The 25792-nt window shown below is 30.4% G+C and carries 29 protein-coding genes; 27 read left to right on the top strand and 2 right to left on the bottom strand.

Annotation, left to right across the window (positions count from 1 at the left end; genetic code table 11):
* Positions 1–4: 4 nt before the first annotated feature.
* From fliS to OWM07_RS08745, 4 genes are read left to right on the top strand one after another with little or no spacing between them, the layout of a single operon-like run.
* Positions 5–433, top strand: coding sequence for a flagellar export chaperone FliS (gene fliS, locus OWM07_RS08730; RefSeq protein WP_423303323.1), 429 nt, complete (start codon positions 5–7; stop codon positions 431–433).
* A 2-nt stretch (positions 434–435) separates the two neighbouring features.
* Positions 436–747 (top strand): hypothetical protein, encoded by a 312-nt coding sequence (locus tag OWM07_RS08735; protein WP_423303325.1) that lies wholly within the window; start codon positions 436–438, stop codon positions 745–747.
* A gap of 57 nt (positions 748–804) precedes the next feature.
* Positions 805–1107: a hypothetical protein gene (locus OWM07_RS08740; protein WP_423303326.1), complete on the top strand. Its 303-nt coding sequence runs from the start codon at positions 805–807 to the stop codon at positions 1105–1107.
* A 12-nt stretch (positions 1108–1119) separates the two neighbouring features.
* Positions 1120–1791 carry an LOG family protein gene (locus OWM07_RS08745; protein WP_423303327.1) on the top strand — a complete coding sequence of 224 codons (672 nt, stop codon included), beginning with the start codon at positions 1120–1122 and terminating at the stop codon, positions 1789–1791.
* Here the strand turns inward: OWM07_RS08745 and OWM07_RS08750 are convergent.
* Positions 1781–4006, bottom strand: a complete 2226-nt coding sequence (locus OWM07_RS08750) for a transporter substrate-binding domain-containing protein (protein WP_423303328.1) — start codon at positions 4004–4006, stop codon at positions 1781–1783. The two genes, OWM07_RS08745 and OWM07_RS08750, sit on opposite strands and share 11 nt — an antisense overlap.
* Positions 4007–4221: 215 nt before the next feature.
* Here OWM07_RS08750 and mraZ point away from each other — a divergent pair, with 215 nt between their 5' ends.
* From mraZ to OWM07_RS08845, 19 genes are read left to right on the top strand one after another with little or no spacing between them, the layout of a single operon-like run.
* Positions 4222–4686, top strand: coding sequence for a division/cell wall cluster transcriptional repressor MraZ (gene mraZ, locus OWM07_RS08755; RefSeq protein WP_423303329.1), 465 nt, complete (start codon positions 4222–4224; stop codon positions 4684–4686).
* Position 4687: 1 nt separating this feature from the next.
* Positions 4688–5608 (top strand): 16S rRNA (cytosine(1402)-N(4))-methyltransferase RsmH, encoded by a 921-nt coding sequence (rsmH, locus tag OWM07_RS08760; protein ID WP_423303330.1) that lies wholly within the window; start codon positions 4688–4690, stop codon positions 5606–5608.
* On the top strand, positions 5605–5901 hold the full coding sequence (locus OWM07_RS08765) for a hypothetical protein (protein WP_423303331.1): 297 nt from the start codon (positions 5605–5607) through the stop codon (positions 5899–5901). Before rsmH ends, OWM07_RS08765 begins: the two co-directional genes overlap by 4 nt.
* Complete coding sequence (locus tag OWM07_RS08770; RefSeq protein ID WP_423303332.1) at positions 5891–7567, top strand: peptidoglycan D,D-transpeptidase FtsI family protein; 1677 nt, start codon at positions 5891–5893, stop codon at positions 7565–7567. Before OWM07_RS08765 ends, OWM07_RS08770 begins: the two co-directional genes overlap by 11 nt.
* On the top strand, positions 7545–8990 hold the full coding sequence (locus OWM07_RS08775; RefSeq protein WP_423303333.1) for a UDP-N-acetylmuramoyl-L-alanyl-D-glutamate--2,6-diaminopimelate ligase: 1446 nt from the start codon (positions 7545–7547) through the stop codon (positions 8988–8990). The genes OWM07_RS08770 and OWM07_RS08775 overlap by 23 nt, the downstream gene beginning before the upstream one ends.
* Positions 8987–10348, top strand: a complete 1362-nt coding sequence (locus OWM07_RS08780; RefSeq protein ID WP_423303334.1) for a UDP-N-acetylmuramoyl-tripeptide--D-alanyl-D-alanine ligase — start codon at positions 8987–8989, stop codon at positions 10346–10348. Before OWM07_RS08775 ends, OWM07_RS08780 begins: the two co-directional genes overlap by 4 nt.
* Positions 10338–11423: a phospho-N-acetylmuramoyl-pentapeptide-transferase gene (gene mraY, locus OWM07_RS08785; RefSeq protein WP_423303335.1), complete on the top strand. Its 1086-nt coding sequence runs from the start codon at positions 10338–10340 to the stop codon at positions 11421–11423. The genes OWM07_RS08780 and mraY overlap by 11 nt, the downstream gene beginning before the upstream one ends.
* Positions 11424–11426: 3 nt before the next feature.
* Positions 11427–12668, top strand: coding sequence for a UDP-N-acetylmuramoyl-L-alanine--D-glutamate ligase (gene murD / locus OWM07_RS08790; protein WP_423303336.1), 1242 nt, complete (start codon positions 11427–11429; stop codon positions 12666–12668).
* Entirely contained in the window at positions 12655–13743 is a 1089-nt protein-coding gene (ftsW, locus tag OWM07_RS08795; protein ID WP_423303337.1) for a putative lipid II flippase FtsW, read from the top strand. The genes murD and ftsW overlap by 14 nt, the downstream gene beginning before the upstream one ends.
* A complete protein-coding gene (gene murG / locus OWM07_RS08800; protein WP_423303338.1) occupies positions 13740–14780 on the top strand; it encodes an undecaprenyldiphospho-muramoylpentapeptide beta-N-acetylglucosaminyltransferase in 1041 nt (346 codons plus the stop codon). Before ftsW ends, murG begins: the two co-directional genes overlap by 4 nt.
* Before the next feature lies 1 nt (position 14781).
* Positions 14782–16161 (top strand): UDP-N-acetylmuramate--L-alanine ligase, encoded by a 1380-nt coding sequence (gene murC / locus OWM07_RS08805; RefSeq protein ID WP_423303353.1) that lies wholly within the window; start codon positions 14782–14784, stop codon positions 16159–16161.
* The gene (locus OWM07_RS08810; protein ID WP_423303339.1) at positions 16154–17029 is read left to right on the top strand and encodes a D-alanine--D-alanine ligase; all 876 of its coding nucleotides are present in this window, start codon (positions 16154–16156) and stop codon (positions 17027–17029) included. Before murC ends, OWM07_RS08810 begins: the two co-directional genes overlap by 8 nt.
* On the top strand, positions 17029–17694 hold the full coding sequence (locus OWM07_RS08815) for a cell division protein FtsQ/DivIB (RefSeq protein WP_423303340.1): 666 nt from the start codon (positions 17029–17031) through the stop codon (positions 17692–17694). Before OWM07_RS08810 ends, OWM07_RS08815 begins: the two co-directional genes overlap by 1 nt.
* Positions 17684–18916, top strand: coding sequence for a cell division protein FtsA (gene ftsA, locus OWM07_RS08820; protein WP_423303341.1), 1233 nt, complete (start codon positions 17684–17686; stop codon positions 18914–18916). Before OWM07_RS08815 ends, ftsA begins: the two co-directional genes overlap by 11 nt.
* 20 nt (positions 18917–18936) lie before the next feature.
* The gene (gene ftsZ / locus OWM07_RS08825) at positions 18937–20067 is read left to right on the top strand and encodes a cell division protein FtsZ (RefSeq protein ID WP_423303342.1); all 1131 of its coding nucleotides are present in this window, start codon (positions 18937–18939) and stop codon (positions 20065–20067) included.
* A gap of 9 nt (positions 20068–20076) precedes the next feature.
* A complete protein-coding gene (locus tag OWM07_RS08830) occupies positions 20077–21144 on the top strand; it encodes a glycosyltransferase (RefSeq protein ID WP_423303343.1) in 1068 nt (355 codons plus the stop codon).
* 56 nt (positions 21145–21200) lie between these two features.
* Complete coding sequence (locus OWM07_RS08835; RefSeq protein ID WP_423303344.1) at positions 21201–21392, top strand: MoaD/ThiS family protein; 192 nt, start codon at positions 21201–21203, stop codon at positions 21390–21392.
* On the top strand, positions 21393–22295 hold the full coding sequence (locus tag OWM07_RS08840; RefSeq protein WP_423303345.1) for a PP-loop family protein: 903 nt from the start codon (positions 21393–21395) through the stop codon (positions 22293–22295).
* Positions 22285–23067, top strand: a complete 783-nt coding sequence (locus tag OWM07_RS08845) for a tRNA (adenine-N1)-methyltransferase (RefSeq protein WP_423303346.1) — start codon at positions 22285–22287, stop codon at positions 23065–23067. The genes OWM07_RS08840 and OWM07_RS08845 overlap by 11 nt, the downstream gene beginning before the upstream one ends.
* On the opposite strand, the gene OWM07_RS08850 is transcribed toward OWM07_RS08845, so the two are convergent.
* Positions 23060–23320, bottom strand: a complete 261-nt coding sequence (locus tag OWM07_RS08850) for a hypothetical protein (protein ID WP_423303347.1) — start codon at positions 23318–23320, stop codon at positions 23060–23062. The genes OWM07_RS08845 and OWM07_RS08850 overlap by 8 nt on opposite strands.
* 35 nt (positions 23321–23355) lie before the next feature.
* Here OWM07_RS08850 and crcB point away from each other — a divergent pair, with 35 nt between their 5' ends.
* From crcB to aroC, 4 genes are read left to right on the top strand one after another with little or no spacing between them, the layout of a single operon-like run.
* Positions 23356–23727 carry a fluoride efflux transporter CrcB gene (gene crcB, locus OWM07_RS08855; RefSeq protein ID WP_423303348.1) on the top strand — a complete coding sequence of 124 codons (372 nt, stop codon included), beginning with the start codon at positions 23356–23358 and terminating at the stop codon, positions 23725–23727.
* An 8-nt stretch (positions 23728–23735) separates the two neighbouring features.
* On the top strand, positions 23736–24068 hold the full coding sequence (locus OWM07_RS08860; RefSeq protein WP_423303349.1) for a DUF190 domain-containing protein: 333 nt from the start codon (positions 23736–23738) through the stop codon (positions 24066–24068).
* Positions 24069–24071: 3 nt separating this feature from the next.
* Positions 24072–24659, top strand: a complete 588-nt coding sequence (locus OWM07_RS08865; RefSeq protein ID WP_423303350.1) for a molybdopterin-dependent oxidoreductase — start codon at positions 24072–24074, stop codon at positions 24657–24659.
* Positions 24660–25721: a chorismate synthase gene (gene aroC / locus OWM07_RS08870; RefSeq protein WP_423303351.1), complete on the top strand. Its 1062-nt coding sequence runs from the start codon at positions 24660–24662 to the stop codon at positions 25719–25721.
* Positions 25722–25792 lie beyond the last annotated feature (71 nt).

Consider the following 25792-nt stretch of genomic DNA (forward strand, 5'->3'; position numbering starts at 1 on the left):
TATTATGAAAAATCCTATTAAAACATATTTAAAAAATGAGATTGAGGGTGCTACAAAAGGGAAGCTGGTTTTATTGCTTTATGATGGAGCTATTAAGTATATGAAATTGGCATGTAAATATATTGATGATAAAAATATTCCTGAAGCGCATTTAAATATAGTAAAAGCTGAAAATATTATTTATGAGTTAATGTCAACTTTAAATATGGAAGCTGGTGGTGAGATTGCTGAAAATCTGCTCAAACTTTATGATTTTATGGTATATCAACTTATCATGGCAAATAAAGACAAGGATAAAAGTAAGATCGAGTCGGTGATTAAGATAATGATGATTTTGAGGGAAGGTTGGAAGCAAATTGTGGATAAAGAAGAGAAGGTTGATATTAAGGGTAATGATGAGGTAGTGCAGAAAAAAATTAATATATCAGGATAAGTATGACTATTAATTTTGATAGTAACATAATTAATTTTAAACAAAAAATTGAAGAGCTGGGGCGTAAAAGGGGTATAATTTCTACTGAGAAAAAAGGTGAATCAAAGTCTGTTTTGAAGTCCAATCTAGTTGATATCGTTAAAATCAAGAATGAAAATTGGTTGGCTGCAAATATTGAAGTTAAAAGTGAAGAGCAAGCCAAGGAGATATTGGACGGATTGCAAAACCTGTTTACAAAAGATAGCAAGAAAGCGTTGTTGGCACATGATAATGCAAATGCGGATAAGGTATTAAAGTTTTACCCCTTTGAATGAAGTAATTGTCCCCTTATTTCCTCTTGATAATTTTAAAAAATTCTATACAGTATTTTTATGTCTAAAAATAATTTTTTGATAGTTGCGGAAAATCTTTTAAGATTTTTAAATGAGTTATTAGATATGGATATAAATGACGATTTTTACATAAAATTGCAAATGTATCAAAATTTTCTTGCTCAGCTTCTCCAGATTACAAACAATATGAATTATATGGATGAAGAGTCTAAAAATATATTAATTGAGATTAATGATAAAAATAATGCTTTGCTGGAAAGATTGAAGAAAACACAAGAGATTCTAAAAAGTGAAATTAATAAAGTTAATAAAAAAGAGAAAATCAAGAAGTATTATAATTAAAACTGGTGTGGTATGAAAAACAATAATATTCAAAGCAGACAGTATCTTATTGATGAGATAAAAGTAGGTGACACCTGGCGTATTTTTAAAATTTTATCAGAGTTTGTTGAGGGGTTTGAGCATTTATCAGGTGTTGAGCCTGCTGTGAGTGTTTTTGGCTCAGCAAGGGTTAAAGAGGGGCATAGAGATTATCGAAGGGCAAGAGAGCTAGGTAGTTTGCTTGCTGGAGAAGGGATCACTGTAATAACTGGTGGCGGTCCAGGTATAATGGAGGCTGCTAATAGAGGTGCAGCTGAAGCTGGAGGGAGATCTATTGGAATTAACATTGAATTGCCCTTTGAGCAGAAGCCGAACCCTTATGCAAATAAAGTTATTACATTTAATTATTTTTTTGTTAGAAAAGTTATGCTTGTAAAGTATGCCAGTGCTTTTGTTATTTTTCCTGGTGGTTTTGGCACGATGGATGAATTCTTTGAAGCTTTAACATTAATTCAAACAAGGAAGATATTGCCTTTCCCTTTAATACTCGTAGATAGTGATTATTGGAGTGGGTTAATAAATTGGATAAAGGATAAAATGCTTACTGAGGGGTTTATCTCTCCTGAAGATTTGGATCTGATACAGATCAAAGATGATGTTTATGAAATAATGCAAGTAATTAAGGCTTTTTTATCTAAGTTTTAGTTAATGGAATTATTATCCTAAATTTAGTAAACAACCCTTTTTCAGATTCTACTTCAATTTTTCCTCCTAATTCTTCAATAAAAATTTTGGCTGCGTATAATCCAATCCCAGTTCCTTTCTCTTTTTTTGTTGTAAAGAAGGGGTTAAATATTTTATTTTTTAAATGTTCAGGTATCCCTGTTCCATTGTCTGTAACTTCAATAATCAAGTTATTTTCTTTGACTGTTTTTCTCAAGGTTACTTGCCCATTTTGTATTTTTGCAGATTCTATTGCATCCTTTGAATTAAGCAATAAATTCAATAGTGTTTGAGTCAATTTGTTATCATTTAGATTAAGAGTTACACCTTTTCCTTCAATGATTAAATCAAATTTTATTTCGGTACCTAATATCTGCCTAAAAAAGTTTTCTTTTGATTTTAAAAAGTTGTCAATAAAAACAAGTTTTGTTTCATCTCCTATATTTGATAAGTTTAATAATGACTTAAGATAATTTGATGATTCTTCAGTTATTTTCAAAATTTTATCAACGATTTCTTTATTTTGATCCCCTATATTTTTGTCAAATTTAAGCAGTGTTGAGTAATTTGTTATTACACTCAAAATATTGTTAATATCGTGAACCACACTAGTAACTAAATTGGATATTATTTCATCTCTTTGAATTTCTTGAATTAATTTTTGTTGCTTAATTTTTTCTGTGTTATCAATAAGGATTAGAAGATAATAGGTCTTATCAGATGTCGTAATTTTTTTTAAATAGATATCAAAAATGAAGTCCTCTTTTATATCCGTAATGTCATAAAAAATATATTCTTCTGTATTAATTTCTTTGAATTTATTTAAGTAATTTATAATATTTTCGTTTTTTAGTTCGTAAATATAGATATTTGATTGTTCAATATTAAAAATTTCTTTAGATTTTTTATTTAGAAAGACCATTTCTTCGTCAATTAGAATTACACCATTTGGGGAGTTTTCAATAATTGTATAAAAAAGATTTTCATATAAGATTTTGTAATTTATACTATCAAGTAGCTCGGTTAAGTCTTGACCAAAAAAGGCAAATTGTGAAGATATCCCACTAATAGGATAAATATCAAATAAAATAGTTTTAACCCCTTTAGAGGTGTTTATTCTGACTATATAATTTTCCAGAGGTGAGCGTTTGTCAAAACAGATATCTTGTATTTTTTCGGAAAATCCCATTATTTCGTTTATTGTCTTCGGCTTTTCTAAACCAATTATTAATTCTGCCCCTTTATTCCAAAAGACAATGTTTCCATTTTTATCAGTGATAAAAACAACATAAGATGGCAAATTTATGACAGCTGTTAAAAATGAATTGTACGATTTTAATTTTTTGTTAGATTTGAAAGCTAAGTAAAAGATAACTATAAAGAATATAAGTGATACAATCAAAACGGTGAAAATGATAATGAAGCTAATATAATCATTTAAAGAGATTGGTTTTGTTATGTAAAACCATTTATTGACAAGCTCATTTAGTTCATTGTTTTTTTTCAAAGTGATAATGTGTTCGTTTAAAAGTTTTAATAAAGTTACATCTTTTTTAGGTAAGTAAAAAGCTATATTAGATTTTTCTAAAAAAAGAGGTTTTTTTTTGATAGATAAAATCTTAAATTGACCTCTAAAGTTTGTGTATATAAGATTTAATGAGTTGTAATAATCATTTATTAACCAGTCTATATATCCATATTCTAATGCTTTAAAGGAATCTAATGTGCTATCAAATAGTTTAACTTCTAAATTTTTATATTTTGAAATTTGATTTTGAATATATCTATGCCCAGTTGCATTCTTTTTAACACCTACTTTTAAAGCAAACAGATCATTTAATGAATATTCTTTATTATAAGGGACAACTACAACAATGCCACTGTTTAAATAAGGTATGGTGAAAAGCCCATACTGCTTTCTTTCCTCTGTTATATAAATAGATCCTGCTGCGATATCACACAGACCATTTTTGACAGCATTTAAAAGCCCTGTAAAAGTGGTTTGGATAAAGTTACACTTAAAATGATACTTATCGCAAAACCTTTTTAATATATCATAATCAAAACCTCGTATTTCTCCTCTGCTATCTATAAAGATGAACGGTTCATATTCAGCAAAGAATATTTTTATTTCTTTGCATTGCCCAAATAATGTAAATGAAATTAAGAAGCAAAATATAATAAAAAACTTTTTCATGAAATTATTATACCATAATTTTTTACAAATCAAAATTAATTTGTGACAAAATTTATCTTTTTGTAACTGATTGATTTAAAATATATTTTACTGATTAGATTCTGAAAGAGTTATTTCAACATTTAGATAAAAATTTTTTAGTAAATTTCCTTGACACTTATGGTGTGAATCGTGTATTATTTGTTATGAAATGGTATAAAATGGTATAAATTGGTATGAGAGCTTCTAGTAGTTTTAAAGGTAAATCAGTTCATACTATTAATGAATCTGGTCGAATTAGTATTCCTGCGAAGTTTAGAGATGTATTAAAAACAAAATATCAGGATGAATCTCTTGTTTTAGTAAATCTTGGTAAATACTTAGCTGCTTATCCATTGAAAGAATGGGAAAAAGTTGAGGCAAAATTTGAAGAAAATCCACCTAAAAATAAAGATGCTGCAAAATTAATGAGGAAACTTTTTTCTACAGCAGAAGATTGTGTGGTGGATAGAGTAGGAAGAATTATTATTCCACCTCATTTAAGAAATGCAGTGGGGTTAAATGGTGAGTGTGTGATAGTCGGGATGATGAATAAAATTGAAATATGGCCAAAAGATGTGTGGGAAACTGAAATTGAAAATGCTGATATGGGAACTCTTATGGAAGAGATAACCGATATTTACCCAGAAATAACTTTATAAAATGCATAAACCTGTTTTGTATAAAGAGTTAATAAATTTTTTTAAAGGGATAGAAAATGGGATAATTGTAGATTGTACTGGCGGTGGTGGTGGACATGCAGAAGGGATTTTAAGGGAAATAAAGCCTGAAAAGCTTATTATTATAGATAGAGATGAAGATGCCGTTAAAAGATTAAAAAAGAAGTTTGATGGTTTTTCCAATGTTGAAGTTTGTAAAAGTAATTTTGCAGATGTAGATAAAGTAATAACAAGTTTAGGTATCGATAAAGTAGATGGGTTGTATGCTGATTTTGGAATATCAAACTTTCATTTACAGGATAGTCAAAGGGGATTTTCTTTTAGGAAAAATGGACCCCTTGATATGCGAATGGATAAGGAAATTGAGCTAACTGCGGAAAAAATTGTCAATGAATATTCTGTAGAAACTTTAAAAAATATTTTTAAAAAGTTTGGGGAAGAAAGATTTGCTGATAGAGTTGCAGAAGCAATAGCAAAATCAAGATTAAATAAAAGAATAACAACTACTTTAGAATTGGCTGATATCGTAAAGAAAGCTATACCAGAAAGATATCATAAACCAGGTATTCATCCAGCTACAAAGGTCTTTATGGCATTAAGAATATTCATAAATAATGAACTTGAGAGTATAGAATCTTTACTAAAAAAAATACCATCAATAATTAAAAAGGGAGGGGTTGTAGCTTTTATATCCTTTCACTCTTTAGAAGATAGATTGGTGAAAGAGTATTTACAATTTTATGAAAAAGATTGTGTTTGTCCACCTGAATACCCTGTATGTAGATGTGATAAAGTAAAGGAGTTTAAAATTCTAACGAAAAAGCCAGTTGTCCCTTCTAAGGAAGAAATAAGTGAAAATCCATTAAGTAGAAGTGCGAAAATGAGGGTTGGTAAAAGGTTATGAGTAAACTTATTGCTGTTGCTTTAAAAAATGTGGAGTTTGGCTTTTTAAGAACATTTTTAATTTTTGTTATTTTTGTATCTTTAGTTTTTTCTATCGTTATAGTTAAAGTGAAAACTATTCAATTGGGTTATAAAATTGAAGATTTGAGAAAAATACACTTTAAGAAAGAGGTCTTGGTGGAAAAATATGAAGAAGAAATATCATACTTTACAAGAACAGATAGATTGATTGATTACTCAAAAAATTTTGGTCTTAAGTTAGCTGAACCAGAGAAGGTTTTTTATGTTAAGTGAAAGAGGGAAAATTGGTTTTATATCATTTGTTATATTTTGCTTGTTTATTACAATTGTATTAAGGCTTGGGTATTTGCAGGTGTATAAACATCAATATTATTTAAAACTTTCTAAAAGCCAGTCAATTGATGAGGTTAAAATAAAATCAGAAAGAGCAAGTATATATGATAGAAATGGAGTTTTAATAGCAAAGGATAATAATAAAGCATCACTATTTGTCTATGGTTTGGATAAATCAAAAGAGAAAGAAGTGATAAAGAAATTGAGAAAATATAACATTTACAAAAAAAATATTTCTGGTGGATTTAAATGGCTCATTAGAAATGTAGATGTGGAATTTGCTGAAAAGGTTAGTAAAGTTTCGGAAAATATTGATTATATAATTAATAAAAAAAGATTTTACCCATATATCGATAGTTTGGCTCATATATTGGGATTTACTGGAGTAGATAATCAAGGTTTGTATGGTATAGAAGCGTATTATGAAAAGAAGCTTGCTGGAGAGGATATAATCTATACAGTTTTGAAAGATAGTAGAGGTAAGCTTATAACTCATAAAAATAGTATTTTAAATTTAAAAAACGGAAATTTAATAAAAATTACTATTGATTCTAAACTTCAAAAAATTGCGGAAGCTATACTTAAGGAGGATTTGGAAAAATTTAGAGCAAATAAGGGGATTGTAGCGTTAATGGATATAAAAACAGGTGAGATATTAATTTCACTATCTGTTCCATCTTTTGATCCCAATAATTTTAAAAAATTTAATAAGCAGTTATGGAAGAATCCAGTTACACACTTTACCTTTGAGCCAGGATCAATATTTAAACCTGTGACATTTGCTTATCTTTTTACTGAAAAGAAAATTGATTTAGATAAAACAATAAATTGTGAAAATGGTGCTTACAGAGTTTATGGCAACACTTTTAATGATGTTCATAAATATAAGAAGTTAAGTGTAGCTGAGGTTTTAGTTTACTCAAGCAATGTCGGTACAGTAAAGCTTATAGATGATGCTAATAATGATAGATTTTATAAGTTTTTAAGAAAGGTAGGTTTTGGCAACCCTTCAAATGTAGTAGGCGGTAGTGAAGAAGCAGGTTTGTTAAGACCAACCAAAGAATGGTCTAAGCTATCTAAATACTCTTTATCTATTGGGCAAGAGCTGTATGTGACACCTATACAAATGCTGAGGTTTTATTCAGGAATTGCAAATGGTGGCACATTTGTTACACCAACATATATAAAAGAGATTGTTTACAATAATAATCTTATAATACCAAAACAAAAAAAGGAACAGTTGATTAACCCTTTAGTGGCTAAGAAGATTCAAAAATTGTTAACTTTAGTTGTTGAAAAAGGGACAGGTCAAAACGCTAAATCTGACTTTGTAGCTATAGCTGGGAAAACAGGAACAGCTCAAAAATTTGATTTTTCTTTAAAAAGGTACTCTTCAAAAAATTATGTAGCTAGTTTTGCAGGTTATTTCCCTGCTGATAACCCTCAATATGCTATGATTGTTGTCTACGATAGCCCAAAATCAAGTATATACGGTGGCTCAACAGCAGCAATTACTTTTAGAAAAATTGCAGAACAAGTGATGATTTATTTCAGGCAGGGTTTGAAAATATATAGGGTGAGTGATGAAAGTAAAAGATCTGCTTAAAGGGTTAGACTATTTTTGCAAAGATAAAAATTTGTTAGAAATTGAAATTAATGATATTTCTTTTGATACAAGAGATATTAAAGAGGATTCCATCTTTGTTTGTAATAAAGGTGTAAATTATGATACGCATAATGATATAGAAAGACTAAAAAATGATTCTCGCATAAAAGTCATTATTACAGAGAAAAGTTATGATTTTCAAACTGTAGTAGTTAAAGATGGAAGAAAAGCGCTTGCTTTAATATGCAAAAATTTATTTTTAAATGGTTATACCCCAAAACTCATTGGTATTACAGGAACAAATGGGAAAACAACCACATGTTATCTAATCGATCATATCTTGTCTTTTGCAAATATAAAAACAGCAAGATTGGGAACAATTAACTACAAAATAGACGATGAAATATATCCTGCCCCAACTACTACTCCATCACCTTACGATCTATATAAGATGATTTCAAAAGCAAAAAATAAAGGGTGTAGTAATGTAGTGATGGAAGTATCTTCGCATGCACTGGATCAGAGTAGAGTTTTTGGTCTAACTTACGATTATGCAGTATATACAAATTTAAGTGGTGATCATCTTGATTATCATGAAAGTATTGATGATTATTTCAAAGCAAAAAGCAGGCTTTTTCATGAGTATTTAAATGGCTATGCTATTATAAATATTGATGATAGTTATGGGGAAAAACTAAGAGAAAGTTTAGAAAATAAAAATAACTGCTTAACTTATTCATTTAATAGTAACAACGCTAATATATTTGTTAAAAGTTATGATAAAGGATTAGAGAAAAGCTTTGTGCTTTTTGAGCTCGATGGCAGGGAATTAGAAGTTGAGACTAAGCTTGTTGGAAAGCATAACATTTACAACTTAATGGCATCAATTTTAGTTGCTTACAAATATGGGATTGATTTGGAACAGATTAAGAAAGCCATTGTAAGCTTTGAAAATGTGCCAGGCAGGTTAGATAAAATTGTTCATAATAATATTTATGTTTTTATTGATTATGCCCATACAGATGATGCATTAAAAAATGTTTTGCAAAGTTTATTACCTTTTAAAAAAAGAAGAATTATTACTTTATTTGGATGTGGTGGAGATAGAGATAAGACTAAAAGGCCAAGGATGGCAAAGGTTGCTGAAGAATATTCAGATTTAGTTGTTGTTACAAGTGATAATCCAAGGAATGAGGATCCCCAAAGTATCATTAATGATATTTTAAAAGGCTTTGATGATAATTCTAAAGTAATTGTCGAGGTTGATAGGAGAAGAGCAATAGAAATTGCATTAGGCAATGCTTTAGAGGGTGATATTGTATTGATAGCAGGTAAAGGGCATGAGGATTATCAGTTGATAAAAGGGATCAAATATCATTTTGATGATAAAGAAGAGGTATTGAGGTTTTTTGGGAAAATATGAAAACATTGAATATTAAGGAAGCATTTAACAATTTGTTGGATTTTATAGCTCCATCTGTTGTTGAATACAATAATGTTGTTTTAAACAGTAAAGATGTATCTAAGGGCGATATCTTTCTTGCGATGAAAGGTGAAAATGTTGATGGTAATTCATTTTATAAAGAAGCATACGAAAGAGGAGCTCTGATCACAATTTTTGATAACCCTTATTTTTATAACAAAGCATCAATTAACAAGATCCTTGTCGAAAACAGCTTTGATGCTATTAAATCGTTTGGAAAATGGAAGCTACAAAAAAGTCTAGCTAAAAGAGTAGTAATCACAGGGAGTGTAGGTAAAACAACTACCAAAAAGATGTTGTACGAAATATTTACAAAACAATATCAATCATCAATGAGTTATAAAAATTACAATAATGAGCTTGGTATAGCCATTTCATGTGCCAATATTCCGGATGAGGTTGATTATGTATTTTTTGAAATTGGCACTAATAGTAAGGGTGAGATAAAAAAATATAGTGAGTATTTAAAACCTGAAGTAGCCGTAGTTACAAAAATAGCCACTTCTCATATTGGTAGATTTGGTTCAGTAGAGGAGATTGCTAAAGAGAAGTTTAGTATTGCTGAAGTTGATTCTGTAAAGGAGTTGTGGATTAATGAAGAAGATTTTCGTTTTATAAATGATGAAATATTAAAAGATAAAAAATTATTTATTGTTGGTTATGGAGATGATGCTGATTTAAAAATAGATTTTGTAAGAGATATTGAAAAAGGATATGAGTTTTGTATTAAGTTTAATAATAAAAGTTATGTTTTTAAAATAAACCATATTTTTAAGCATTTTATTTTAAATGCTTCTATTGCAATTGGGATAGCCTTAAATGAAGGGGTTGAATATGAGTTTATATATGAAGCATTACAGGAATTTCAACCTGAAGAGAAGAGAGGTTTAATTTATCAAAATGATAAAAATATTGTTATAGATGATACATACAATGCAAGTTATGATTCGATTACTGCTGCGTTAGAAAGCCTAGATAAACTCGAGTGTAGTGGCAAGAAAAAGTTTGCAATAATTGGAGAAATTGCTGAAATTGAAGGTTTTGAAGATGAAATATATTCTAAATTAATAACTTTTTCAAAAACTTTAAAAGATGTGAATGTTCTTTTTTGTGGTGACTATTTTGAAAAATATCAAGATGAAAAGAATATAAGATTTTTTAAAAACAAACAAAAATTATATAAATTTCTCGAACAATTAAACTCTGGTTGCTTTTTAGTAAAAGCATCAAGAAGTAAAAAATTTGAAGAGATTGTTGATTATTTAACAAATAAAAGCAGAGGTAAAAATGTTATATAATATTTTTTATCCTTTGAGTGAACATTTTATAATTTTCAATGTTTTCAAATACATTACTTTCCGTACTATCTATGCGCTGATTACTTCATTTATAATTGCAGTTATTTTAGGGCCAAAAATAATAAAAAGATTAAAAAAGATGCAGATTTCACAGAAAGTAAAAGGGTATGAGCCTGAAAGACATAAAGAAAAAGAAGGAACCCCTACTATGGGAGGGATTTTGATAATTATTAGCAGTACTGTATCAACTCTATTATGGGCTGATTTAAGAAACAGCTATATATGGATAGTTTTATATGGATATATTTTTACTGCATTGATAGGGTTATACGATGATTATATAAAAACTGTTAAGAAGAATCCTGAAGGTTTATCAGCAAGAAGAAAATTTATATCACAAGTTATTGTAGCCATAACAACAGCCCTATTAATTATTTGGGTGGATAGAGCTAATATTGCTACAAAATTGTTCTTCCCATTTTTCAAGAACTGGATTTTTGATCTGTCTTATTTTTATATTTTGTTTGCTGTATTTATTATAGTAGGTACTTCTAATGCAGTAAACTTAACGGATGGGCTTGATGGCCTTGCTATAATGCCTTCTGTGATCTCTTTTGGTACTTTTATACTTTTTGCTTATCTTGCTGGTCATATCAAATTTGCTAATTATTTGCATATACCTTATGTTTCAGGTTCTGGTGAGCTCTCAATATTTTGTGGCAGTATGGTTGGTGCTGGTCTTGGTTTTCTATGGTTTAATGCCTTTCCTGCTTCAGTTTTTATGGGAGATGTTGGTAGCTTATCCATAGGTTCTGCATTAGGAACTATTTCAATAATAGTAAAACAAGAAATTGTGTTGGCAATTGTTGGTGGTGTGTTTGTTTTAGAGACATTGTCTGTAATTTTACAAGTAGGCTTTTTTAAAGCAACAAATGGTAAAAGGCTTTTTAGAATGGCGCCAATTCATCATCATTTTGAGTTGAAAGGGTGGTCTGAACCCAAAATTATTGTAAGATTTTGGATATTGTCCTTTTTGTTAGCGTTGTTAGCTTTGAGTACATTAAAACTAAGGTGAAAAATGAAAGCTGCAATTTTAGGTTATGGAGTTAGTGGTAAAAGTTCAGAAAATTTATTGAAACATCTGCTGAATATTAATGATATTTTAATTTATGATGATAAAGACAGTGACTGTTTGCCGATAAAAGAGTTTAATGATGAATTTTTCGACTTAGTTGTTATAAGCCCTGGGATAAATCTTAGCAATTTGGCAATTAAAGACAAAAGAAAGATTATAAGCGAGTATGAGCTATCATTTAATCTTGCTAAAAATAAAACATTTATTGGTATAACTGGAACAAATGGTAAATCAACAACCACTTTTTTAACATCACAACTATTTGAAAAAGTGGGATTAAAGAGTGTTGCATGTGGAAATATTGGTTATCCACTTGGTGAGGCAATTTTAGAAGATTATGATTATTTCATTGTGGAGTTTTCTAGTTTCCAAATAGATTTATTGAAAGAGGGTAAATATTTAGATGCAGCTGCAATTATAAATTTAACCCCAGATCATTTGGATAGATATGGAAGCTTTGAAAAATATGTAAACTCAAAATTAAGAATTTCAAAGATGTTAAAAGAATGTGGCTATCTTGTTGTTGGTAAGGATATAACAGCTTATTTTGATGATTATGATACTGTGATTGATTCACAATTTAAAGAATATCCAAAATTAGATGATGACTGTCTAATTTTTGGTGAGTTTTATATAAATATAAGAAAATTTCCACTAATCGGAAATCATAATTTAGTAAATCTAAGTTTTGCTCTTGAAATATTGAGTCAATTTTATGATTTGAAAGGGGATGTTACAGATTTGATAACTGACTTAAAAGGGTTAGCTCATAGATGTGAAATCGTAGATACAATAAATGGTATTACTTTTGTAAATGATTCCAAAGGCACAAATGTGGATTCTACTCTAACTGCATTAAATGGATTTGAAGGTAATGTTATATTGCTTTTAGGTGGATTGGATAAAGAGGGTGATTTTAGTAAACTAAATGATGTTGTAAATGAAAAGTGTAAATATGTCATTTGTTTTGGAAAAGATGGTGAGAAAATATACCAGCAAATTAATTTTTCTAAAAAGTTTTTAGTTTCAAATTTAAAGGAAGCTTTTGATATGGGAGTAAGTGTTGCTAAAAAAGGGGATACTATATTACTTTCCCCAGCTTGTGCCAGTTTTGATGAGTTCAAAAACTTTGAGGAGAGAGGGGAATATTTTAAAAAAATGGTGAAAGAGTATGGCAGTAAATAAAAATTATGATGAAAGAGTTTATATTTTTACAATTACAATATTATTAATTTTGATCGGTACATTATACATTTATAATGTTGGCTCAATTCAGGCTCAAAGATGGCATAAACCAGATTATTACTATTTTCTAAAGCAATTTTATGCTATTTTGATAGGTATGGTTTTACTAATTTTGGCATACAATATTCCTGTCAATTTTTATAGAAAAATAGTGCCAGCTCTGTATTTTATTACATTGTTTTTGTTGATGTCGGTATTTTTCTTTAGTGCAGTAAATGGTTCGCATAGATGGATAAAGTTACCTTTTATAAATTTCCAACCCAGTGAATTTGCAAAATTTGTTTCTATAGTCTATCTGGCGCATTATTTGGATAAAAAATCTGAAAAGATTTCAGATTTTTTTAAAGGTTTCTTGCCAGCTATGATTTTGCTTGGATTGTTATCAGCTTTAATTTTAATTGAGCCTGATTATGGTACATCCTTTTTAATCATGTGTATTTCAATTATTTTAATGTTTGTTGGGGGAGCTAGTATTAAGCATATCTTAGGTATTATTGCATTTTCTATCCCTCCCGCTGTGGTATTATTGTTGAGTGGTTATCATAGAGAAAGATTACTGAGCTTCTTAGATCCTTGGAGTTATTATCATGGCGCTGGATATCAGCTTATACAATCATTGATTGCTATTGGAAGTGGTGGATTTTTTGGAAAAGGTTTTGGTAATAGTATTCAAAAATTATATTTCTTGCCAGAAGCTCATACTGACTTTATTTTCTCAATTATTTCAGAAGAGTTTGGCTTTTTAGGAAGCTTAATAGTAGTGACAATAATTCTATTACTCTTTTTAGAAATAAAACGGGTTGCATTAAACGAGAGTGATAAATTTAAAAGGTTGCTATGTTTTGGAATAGGTTTAGTATTTGTAGTTCAGACAATAATACATCTGTTTGTAACAACAGGGCTGTTTCCAACTAAAGGGATTGCTTTACCATTTATAAGTTATGGTGGTTCTTCAGTGATGGTTTCTTTGTTTATGATTGGTGTTGTTTTAAGGTGCAAGAGAGAGCAGTTATGAAAATAATTATTGCTGGTGGTGGGACTGGTGGACATCTATTTCCAGGAGTTGCAGTTGCACAAATTTTGGAAAATAAAGGTGTAGATTTTATGTTTTTAGTTTCAAACAGAGGGATTGATAAAAATATTTTAAGCAGATTTGGATATAAATTTTATGAACAGAACATATACCCCTTTAAAGGGAAAAGTTTTTTTGAAAAGATAAAGTCATTATTTATGCTTTATAAAGAGTTTTTTAAAGTTAATTCAATGATTAAGAGAGATGATAAAGTCTTACTTTTAGGTGGCTTTGCTTCTGTGGCTGCTGGAGTGGTATCTATTTTTAAAGGGGTTGATTTATATGTTCATGAACAAAATTCTGTTATGGGGTTATCAAATAGATTTTTTAGTAAATTTTCTAAAAAAGTATTTTTAAGTTTTGAAAATACAAAAACAAAACTGAAGAATGTTATCATTACAGGTAATCCAGTGAGAAAAGAATTTTATGAAATAGAAATAAAGAAAAATTTTGAAAAAAAGTTGTTAATTGTAGGAGGAAGTCAAGGTAGTAGAATAATAAATCATACATTTGTAGCTATAGCCAAAAAACTACTTGAAGAAGGTTATGAAATTTTTCATCAAACAGGTGACAAATTATATGAAGAAACTTTAGGTCTTTATGAAAAAGAGGGGATTAGTCAAAGTGATAGCTTGAAGATAACCCCTTTTATAGAAGATATAGTGTCAGCTTACAAGTGGGCTGATATTGTAATTAGTAGAGCAGGAGCAGGGGCAGTATTTGAGCTTTTATATTCAAAACGAGTTGGGATATTTGTACCTCTTAAAATAGCTGCAGATAACCATCAATATTTCAATGCTCTTTATGCAAAAGAGAAAGGTGTGGCAGAGATTATTTTAGAGGATGAATTAAATAATGAGAAACTTTTGGAAAGTATTCATGATATAGGAAAAAATTATCCTTTATATATAGAGCAATTCAAAAAGATTAAAAAACTTGAAAGTGCTGAACTAATTGTAAAGGAGATGTTAAGTGCTTAATATGTTTGGAAAAGTTAATAGAATACATTTTATTGGTATTGGCGGCATAGGGATGAGTGGTATTGCAGAAGTTTTGCATAATATTGGTTTTACCATATCAGGTTCTGACATAGCCTTAAATAAAAATGTTGAGAAACTTAAGAGTTTGGGAGTGCAAGTGTTTATTGGCCATAGTGCCGAAAATGTAAAAGATGTAGATGTAGTTGTTTATTCATCAGCTATAAAAATGGATAATCCTGAGCTGATTGCAGCAAAAGAAAAGCACATCCCTGTTATAAAAAGAGGCGAAATGTTAGCAGAATTGACTAGATTAAAAAGGTCAATAACCGTTTCTGGCAGTCATGGGAAAACAACTACAACATCCTTAATCGCTCATATTTTCATAGAGGCAAATCTTGATCCTACAATAGTTATTGGTGGTAGATTAAACAGTTCTGGTAAAAATGCTGTTTTAGGTAAAGGGGATTACTTTATTTGTGAAAGTGATGAAAGTGATAAATCATTTTTACTTTTATACCCCACAATCAATGTTGTTACAAATATCGATTTGGAACATTTGGATGTCTATAAAGATATCGAAGATATTAAATCTGCATTTATAGAGTATTGCAATAAGATCCCATTTTATGGATTAAATCTACTTTGTATTGAAAATCAAAATGTAGCTGAAATTATACCACATGTTGAAAAAAGGTATCAAACTTACGGTTTCAAAAAATCAGCTGATATTAGAGCGGATAATATTGTACAAGATGGTTATATAACGAGTTTTGATGTAAACTATATGAATAAAAAATTGGGTAGAGTGCATATTAAAATACCTGGGATTCATAATGTATTGAACTCTTTGGGTGCAATAGGTGTTGCTTTAGAATGTGGAATCGATTTTGAAAAGATTGCAAATGCCTTAAATACCTTTCAAGGTGTGGAAAGAAGACTATCTATAAGATATAAAGATAAAAATAGAGTTGTGCTGGATGATTATGGACACCATCCTACAGAAATTAAGGCTACTTTACAAAGTGTAAAATCGTTATATCCAGATTTTAAAATTGTTACAATTTTTCAACCTCATAGATATTCAAGAACAAAAGCTCTAATGAATGAGTTTGCTTCATCTTTTTATGATACAGATGTTTTGTTTGTTACAGATATTTATGCAGCCAGTGAATCACCGATAGAAGATGTAAATTCTGATATTTTAGTGGAAAAGATTAAAATGCAGGGGCTAAAAGAGGTAATTAAGATTTCAGATTTTGAAGAAATTTTTGATTTTGAAATAATAAATGAAGAAAAGGTGTTATTTATAACCTTAGGTGCTGGCAATATTACAGAGCTTTCATATAAATTAGCAAACTATTTTGGTGGTGAAAATGTATAGAAGAATAGGTGTTTTATGTGGCGGTCTATCAAGTGAAAGAGAAGTATCGTTAAAAACTGGAAGTGCAGTCAAATCTGCACTAGATAAGCTTGGGTATGATTCAGTTTTAGTGGATGTTGATAGAGATATTGATAAAAAACTTAGAGAACTTTCTCCTGATTACTGTTTTATAGCTTTACATGGAAAATATGGGGAAGATGGTACAATTCAAGGATTACTCGAAATCTTAGGGATACCATACAATGGGGCAAATGTTGCCGCAAGTTCCATTGCCTATGATAAGCATTTAACAAAAGTCTTATTGCAAAGTATTGGTATAACTACACCAGAATTTTACCTGTGCAACAGTAAAGATGATGTTAGGTTTTTACCTGTAGTAGTAAAGCCTGCAAGGGAAGGCTCAACTATTGGAGTATCTGTTGTTAAATCAAAATCTGATTTTGCTATGGCATATGAAGAAGCCAAAAAGTTTGATGATAAAGTTCTTGTGGAAAGATTTATTGAGGGTAAAGAACTTACAGTTGGGATTGTAAATGGGGAAGTTTTACCTGCGATATATATAAAACCTAAAAAGGGTTTTTATGATTTTGAGTCAAAATATACAAAGGGGACGACAGAATATATTTTTGAAACTGGATTAAGTGAAGAAGAAACAGAAAAACTAAATGAAACCTCTTTAAAAATAGCAAAAATTATAGGGTGTGAATCTCTATGTCGTATAGATTTTATTTATGATGGGAAAGATTTTTACCTATTAGAAGTTAATACAATCCCAGGTTTAACAGAAACAAGTTTATTACCTAAGGCAGCTTTAAAAGCTGGCTATAGTTTTGAAATGTTAATAGATAAAATAATAAAAGGTGATTAATGAGTTTAACTAGTGTTTTAAAAGGGGTAAATATTTTATTGGTACTGATATTAATTGTTGGTGTTGTAATTGGTGTTTATAAATTTACGAGAAGTAGTTTTTTCAATGTGCAAAAAATAGAAGTAGTTGGCTCAATCAATAGTAATAAAGAAAATGTTAAAAAAGAGCTTATGAGACTTTTGGGTAAAAACATTTTTGATGTGGAAAATATACAGATTGTAAAATCTGATCCTTGGGTTTCTAAATGTTTGGTTGTAAAGAGGTATCCTTCTACCTTAGAAGTAAAGATATATGAAAAAAAATCGTTATTTAAATATTCTTATCAAGGCAAATGTTTTTACTATTTATCTGATTTTACTAAAATTAAAGATGACTGCAAGGATGTAAAAGTTTTCATTAAATCAAATATTGAAAAGATAGATTTACAAGAGTTTTCAAAGATTTATGAAAGTATAGATAAAAATTATATTTATAAGCTTTATCCTTCATATTTCGAAGTAATGATAAAAGATAAACCTGTAAAAGGTTATTATAAAAAAGAAAGTTTTGTTAAAAATTTCAATTATTTAATAAATATTCTTGATAAATTTTACAAGGATTTTGATTATGCAGATATCCGATTGAAAAACAAAATTTACATTAGTGGGGTGAGAAGTGAAAGCTGATAATATTGTTGTGGGTCTTGATATAGGTACTACGAAAATTTGTGTTGTTGTTGGGCAAAAGAATGAGTTTGGGACTGTGGATATATTGGGGGTAGGTAAGGCGCCAAGTACAGGGCTAAGAAAAGGGGTTGTAATTAATATTGATGCTACAGTTGAATCTATAAGGCAAGCTATTAAGGAAGCTGAAAAGATGTGTGGATTTCAAATTAAAAATGCCACTGTTGGGATAGCAGGAGGGCATATTAAAAGCTTTAATTCACGAGGTATAATTGCTGTTAAAAATAGAGAAGTGACAAAAAAAGATGTGGAGAGAGTTATTGAGTCTGCCTCTGCGGTGGATATCCCTATTGGTAGTGAAGTATTACATGTTATACCTCAGCAATTTATATTGGATGGGCAGAGTGAAATTAAAGATCCCATTGGTATGAGGGGTGTTAGATTAGAGGTGGATGTACATATTGTAACTGGAGCTGTTACAAGTGCACAAAATATCATGAAAAGTTGTGAAAGAGCAGGTATTTCAGTAAACGATATTGTTTTGGAACAGCTTGCGTCTAGTGAAGCTGTTTTAAGTGAGGATGAAAAAGAGATAGGTGTTTGCTTGATAGATGGAGGTGGTGGAACAACGGATATGATAGTTTTCAAAAAGGGTGCGATACACCATACAGCTGTTTTGCAGTTAGGTGGTAATAATTTTACAAGGGATCTTTCAATAGGGCTCAATACTCCTGAGTCGGAAGCTGAAAGAATTAAGAAACTATACGGGTGTGTGTGGTTAGATAAGATTATGGAAGATGATTATGTAGATGTTCCATCTGTTGGAGGAAGACCTCCAAGAAAAATTTCTAGAGCTGTTTTAACTCAAATCTTACAGGCTAGGGCTGAGGAGATTTTTCAAATGTTTTTGGGTGAGTTACAAAAAAATGATTTGTTAGAACTTTTAGGTGGTGGAGTAGTTTTAACAGGTGGAATTTCAAATTTTGAAGGGATAGAAGAGTTAGCTTCATCAATATTTGAACTACCTGTGAGAGTTGGAAAACCTTTAAACATTGGAGGATTGGTAGATATTGTTAATGACCCTATTTATGCAACTGGTGTCGGCTTGGCGATATATGCTGCTAAAAATAATTTTAAAGGTGAGAAAATTTCAAAGGGGAGCGATGAAAAAGTATTTAATAAAGTTTTAGAAAGAATGAAAAACTGGTTTTCAGAGTTTTTTTAAAAAAATATGGGGGTGAGCTTATGTTTGAATTTGAAGAAATCAAAAGCGGTGCAGTTATTAAGGTAATAGGTGTTGGTGGTGCTGGAGGTAATGCGATTAACAACATGATTAGAGCTGGAATCGAGAGTGTAGAATTTATAGCAGCTAATACTGATGAACAAGTTTTGAGAAATAATTTAGCTCCAGTCAAAATTCAGCTTGGTACTAAATTAACAAGAGGATTGGGTGCTGGTGGGAATCCAGAAATTGGTAGAAAAGCAGCAGTGGAGGATGCCGAGGCTATTGAAGAAGCACTTCGTGGAGCTGACATGGTATTTATAACTGCTGGTATGGGTGGTGGTACTGGAACTGGTGCAGCTCCAGTTATAGCAAGTATAGCTAAAGATTTAGGTGCATTAACAGTGGCTGTAGTTTCTAAACCTTTTTATTGGGAAGGTAAAAAGAGAAGAGAATATGCTGAGCAAGGTATAAAGTTTTTAAAAGATCATGTGGACACATATATAGTTGTTCCAAATGATAGACTTTTGGATGTGATTGATAAAAATACACCTTTTGTTGAAGCATTTAGAATAGCAGATGATGTTTTAAGGCAGGGAGTTCAGGGTATTTCTGACACAATAAATAGCGATGGTTATATAAATGTGGATTTTGCAGATGTTAAATCGATTATGAGTTCTAAAGGTATGGCTTTGATGGGTATTGGAGAAGCAAGTGGTGAAAATAGGGATGTAGAAGCAGCCAGAAGGGCTTTAAATAGTCCACTTTTAGCTGATGCAAATATAAAAGGTGCTGAAGGGATTTTAATAAATATAACTGGTGGGACTGATATTACAATGTTTGAGGTGCAAAATATTGCACAACTTGTTTATGAAACAGCAGGCGAAGATGCTAATATTTTCAAAGGGGTAGTGATCGATCCTGAATTAGAGGGGAAATGTAGAGTAACAGTTGTCGCAACAGGGCTTGGTAAAGTGAGAGAAGAGAAAACTGTTAATATTGATGAATATATCAAGAAAGGTAGTCAAGAAGTTACAAATATTATGAAAAAGGTGAAAACTATTAAGAGTATGGATAAAAGCTTAAGAAGTCTTGGAGATTTTGATGAAGAAGAGTTAGAAATACCAACATATTTGAGGAAGCAAGCGGATTAATCTACATAAATGAGATTTTTGCAAATAATAAATGTAAGGTGGTACAATGCCACGGCCTGGTATGCCGTAAATCTTTCAAGAATATTGGCCAAAAATGGCCATGATGTTGTAGTTGCGGGGTTACCAGGCTCACCCCCTCTTTTAAAAGCTAAGGAATACGGTTTAGAAACCTTTGATCTTCCTTTCAATACAAATAATCCACTTAAAATTTTAAAAAATATTATCAGCTTTAATAAATATATAGATTTATTTAAGCCAGATTGGGTAGTTTGTCATAGAGGAGAATTTTTTTGGTATTGTGCATTAAAAAGGGTTATTTCTAATAGATATCGTCTCATTAGGGTTAGGGGTGATCGTAGAAAACCTAGGACAGATATTATAAATAGATTTTTACATCATAAGTGCACAGATTTAATTATTACTTCAGGAAATTTTTTAAAAAGTGTTTATATAGAAAAAATGAAACTACCAGAAGCAAAGGTTAAGACAATTTATGGCGGTGTAGACACTTCAAAATTTTGTTATTCTGAGGTAGGGAGGAAAAAGGTAAGAGAAGAATTTGGTTTTAGTGATAATGATTATGTAGTTGGAATTGTTGGGAGGTTTGATTATGTAAAAGGGCATGAGGATTTAATAAAAGCAGTATCCATTATATTTCATGAAAAAGGGATAAAAAACATAAGGTTGTTTTTGATAGGTTTCGATACAAATCTCAAAACGGAAGATATAAAAAGTTTGCTTATAAAATATAAAATTGATAATATTTCAAAAATATCAGGGTTTAGAGAAGATATTGTTGATTGCATGTCAGCATTAGATTTGGGTGTTGTTGCGTCACATGGCTCAGAAGCAATATGTCGGGTTGCATTTGAATTGATGTCTGTTGGCGTTCCTGTTGTGGCCTCAAATGTTGGGGTATTACCTGAGATTATCCCACAGGAAAATATTTATCCTGCAAAAGATGTAAATAAGCTGGTGGAAAAAATATTAAATCATAGTAAAAAAACACTTATTTATAGTGATAAAGATTTTTTAAATGAGTTTTTAAAAGTAATTTCTTTAGTCGATAAAAATTGACATCGCTATTCTAATATTCTATAAGCTACGAGCAAAACAGTTTGATGAGGTTAAAAATGGTGATAGTAGAGTTTTCAAATGGTGAAATAAAAGAGGTAGAAGTAAATAAAGTGAGAGATTTGTATAAAATATTGAATTTAAGAGAAAATAGTGTGCTTATAACTAGAGGGGATGAGTTACTAACTGAAGATGATATTTTAAATGATGGTGATAAAGTCAAGATTATATCTGTAGTGAGTGGTGGTTAAATGAAATGTAAAATTTGTAAGGGCAAAGCTGTAATTAAATTAAAGAGACATAATATTAAACTTTGTAAAGAACATTTTAATGAATTTTTTATTAGACAGGTTGAGAAAGCTATAAAAGAGTTCAGAATGTTTAGGAGAAAAGATAAAATTCTGGTTTGTGTTTCAGGAGGTAAAGATAGTCTCGTTTTATGGCTAGTTTTAAGTAAATTAGGTTACAATGTTACAGGAATGTATATTAATTTAGGCATAGATGAATATTCAGAAAAATCTAAAACTAAAGTTATAAATTTTGCGGAAAAGAATAATTTAAAATATATAATAGTAGATTTAAATGAGTTGGGCTATCCAATACCAGAGCTTTCTAAAAAAAGCAGAAGACCAGAATGTTCAGTTTGTGGTACTGTAAAAAGGTACTATTTTAACAAAATTGCTTACGATTATGATTTTGATGTGGTGGCAACAGGGCATAATTTAGATGATGAGGCATCAAGGTTATTGGGCAATATTTTGCACTGGAATGATGAATATTTAGAAAAACAGCTGCCTGTTTTACCAGCTGAAGGTAAAATGTTAAAGAAAAAGGTTAAGCCTCTTATTAGATTGACTGAGCAAGAAATAGCTTCTTTTGCTTTTTTAAATAAAGTTGATTATATCTTAGATGAGTGCCCTTTAAGTGTGGGTGCAACAAGCTTGGTTTATAAAGATGCGTTAAATCTTATTGAAGAAAAAATTGTGGGGACGAAGCAGTTTTTTTATTTACAGTATGTAAAAAAACTTATGAATAGATTGGAACACAAGAATAACGAAAAGAGTGATATTGAGCTAAAAAATTGTAAAATATGCGGTATGGAATCTTTCCATGATGTATGCTCTTTTTGCAGATTGGTGAGTGATGAAAGATAATAAGTTTGAATATGGAGATTTTATTATTTTAATTGATGAAAAAGATAGATCCAAGATGATAAAGTTAATGGAAGGGGGGAGATATTCGTCTCAATACGGTTTTATTGATCATGAAAGTATTGTGGGTATGTTTGATGGTTCAGTGGTTGAAACTAACAAGGGTATGAAGTATAAGGTTTTTTCTCCAACTTATATAGATTATGTAATGCATCTTAAAAGAAAAGCTCAGATAGTTTATCCAAAAGATAGTGCAATGATTCTGATGTGGGCTGATATATATCCTGGATTAAGAGTTTTAGAAGCTGGAATAGGACAGGGAGCTTTATCTATTGCTATTTTGAGAGCGCTTGCAGGTAGAGGTGAGTTGTGCACTTATGAAGTAAGAGAAGATTTTATAGATATGGCAAAAGAGACTATAAGGGAATTTTTGCAAGATACTGTTAATCATAAAATTATTCATGGGAATATTTATGATGGTTTTGAAGGTGTTTATGATAGAATAATCCTTGATTTACCTGAACCTTGGCATGTAATTAAGCATTGTGAAAATGGGTTAGTTCCAGGAGGGATAATTGTAGCTTATCTACCTACAATTTTGCAGGTTAAGAATTTTGTTGATGAGCTTAAAAATTCTTCAATGTTTGATTTGATCGAGACTTTTGAGGTTATGAAAAGACCTTGGAAGGTGGATGGATTATCGGTTAGGCCTGAAATGTGGATTTATAATCATAGCGCTTTTATTGTAAAAGCAAGAAAAATAAATGTTAAGTGATTTTATTATTAAATTTACTTGGTAGTCTTGCACCAATAATTTGTCCTAAAATAGAAGATATTAAGAAAATGGGTATATATCTCCAGCTAGTATGAGTTGATAACCTTAATATCGCTACAATAGGTATAGGTGCATGAATACAAACGAACCAACCCAAACTAAATTTTTTGTATCTTTTTCTTAAAATTCCAAAAGGTAAATTTAATAAAAAAGCAATAACTGTTATTATAAAAACAAGTTGATTAGTTGTCATAGATTTTATATAGTCAAAATTTTAGGAGGAATCAAATGAAAATTCTTCTGATTGGGGTTGGTGGATTTGTTGGAGCTATACTTAGATATTTATTGTCAAAATTTTTTACTGTAGTTTTAGGTAATGTCATCCCTTTTGGAACATTATTTGTCAATGTAACAGGCTCTTTTATTTTGGGTTTTATACATACTTTATCTGTTGAAAAACTCGTTTTAGGTGATAATGTTAGATTTTTTGTAGGGATTGGGTTATTAGGTGCTTTTACAACGTTTTCCACATTTTCTGTAGAGACAATACACTTGTTTGAAGATGGGGCTTTCATCCTCGGGTTATTAAATATGTTTTTAAATTTATTTTTATCGCTATTTGCTGCATTTTTTGGTATATATGTATCAAGATTGTTCTGAGGTGAGTTATGACTAAGAAACTGGAAGGCACACAAAAGTTAATGAGGATTTTTATAGGAGAGGATGATAAATACGAGGGGAAACCATTATATAAAGAGATTGTGGGTTTATGTAGAGAAAAAGGGATATCTGGCGCAACAGTCATTAGAGGTATTTACGGATACGGGAGAAGCTCAATTATTCATTCATCAAGGACTTTAGCTCTATCAAATGATTTGCCTATTATTGTTGAAGTTGTAGATACTCCTGAAAAGATTGATGAAATATTACCAGAAATTGAAAAAATGGTTAGTCATGGTTTAATTACTTTAGAGTTAGCGCATGTAATTAAGTATGAGTAAGTTATGAGTTTTTTAAAAGATATTGGAACACCAATTTTTAATGCAGAGCGTTTAAAGTCGGTTCCTGAAAAGGAAAATTACACTTTTGATGTAATATATAGCGGTAAAAAATTAACTTTTAACTATTTAGACTTGTATAAAATTTTTGAGAAAAAATACATTAATTGTAGACTTACATCTGTAAGCAGATGGTCAGTAAGAGCAAACTGGGGAGGAGTGCTTTGGAGTGATTTTATTAATTATCTTGATTTTCATGACTTTAAGTTTGTTTATTTTGAAAGTTATGGCGGATATAATACTACTGTTTTTGCAGAAGATTTGGATAATCCTAGAATATTATTAGCTACACATGTCGATGATGATGAGATTGAGTTTGATTATGGCGGCCCAATTAGGATGGTCATACCCAATTTATGGGGGTATAAGAGTTGTAAATGGATTAAAAATATTTCATTTATTGATGAGTATATTGTTGGCTTCTGGGAAGGGTATGGATATGATGATAGAGGTTTAATAGAGCCAACAATTGTATTAGATATAAATAGTAAACAACATAGAAGAATAAATGGTGGTGAGGTTACGGAGTTTTAAATGGCTGGTAATAGTTTTGGGAGAATTTTTAAAATTACTACATTTGGTGAGAGTCACGGTAAAGCTGTTGGTGTAGTGGTTGATGGATGCCCTCCAAATATTGAAATATCAAAAGAGGATATCCAAAAAGAATTGGATCGAAGAAGGCCAGGGCAGAGTGAAATTACCACTCCTAGAGCTGAAAAAGATGAAGTAGAAATTTTAAGTGGAATTTTTGAAGGGAAGACTACTGGCACACCTATTTGTATGTTGGTCTATAATAGAGATTTTAGGTCAAAAGATTATTCTTATATAAAGGACAAATTTAGACCTGGTCATGCAGATTTTACTTATCATAAAAAGTTTGGGATAAGAGATTATAGAGGTGGTGGTAGGTCGTCTTCAAGAGAAACAATAGGTAGAGTTTGTGCTGGAGCTATTGCGAAAAAGATTTTGAGTAAATTGGGAGTATCAGTATATGCTTATGTATTGAGGGTAGGAGATATTGTTGCTAAAAACATAGATTTAGATGAGATTGAAAGGAACCCCGTACGTTGCCCTGATAAAGAAGCTGCCAAAAAGATGTATGACTTAATTTTATCGATAAAAAAAGAAGGTGATTCTATTGGCGCAATTATAGAAGTTGTAGCAAAAGGTGTTCCAGTTGGACTTGGTGAGCCTGTTTTTGATAGATTGAATGCAGAATTGGCTAAAGCAATTTTTAGTATTCCTGCAGTAAAAGGGGTTGAATTTGGTCAAGGTTTTAATGTAGTTAATATGAGGGGTAGTGAGAACAATGATGAAATAACTAGTGAAGGTTTTTTAAGTAATAATGCTGGTGGTACACTGGGAGGGATTTCTTCTGGTGAAGATATAGTTTTAAGATTTGCAATAAAGCCACCATCATCTATTTTGATTCCAAGAAAAAGTATTACTGTTGATGGTGAAGAATGTGAAGTTATAACCGAAGGTAGACATGATCCATGTGTTGCTCCAAGAGTTGTACCAGTTGCAGAGGCTATGGTTTCGCTAGTTTTGGTAGATTACTATTTGATTGATAGAGCAAGAAAAAATATTTTTTAAATTTTTTAAAAAAACTAGTTGACAAGAGAGTAGAAATTATATATAAACGCGTTCCGCTGTTGGTGAGCGGT

The organism is Deferribacter thermophilus (assembly GCF_049472675.1).
Classification (GTDB): domain Bacteria; phylum Chrysiogenota; class Deferribacteres; order Deferribacterales; family Deferribacteraceae; genus Deferribacter; species Deferribacter thermophilus.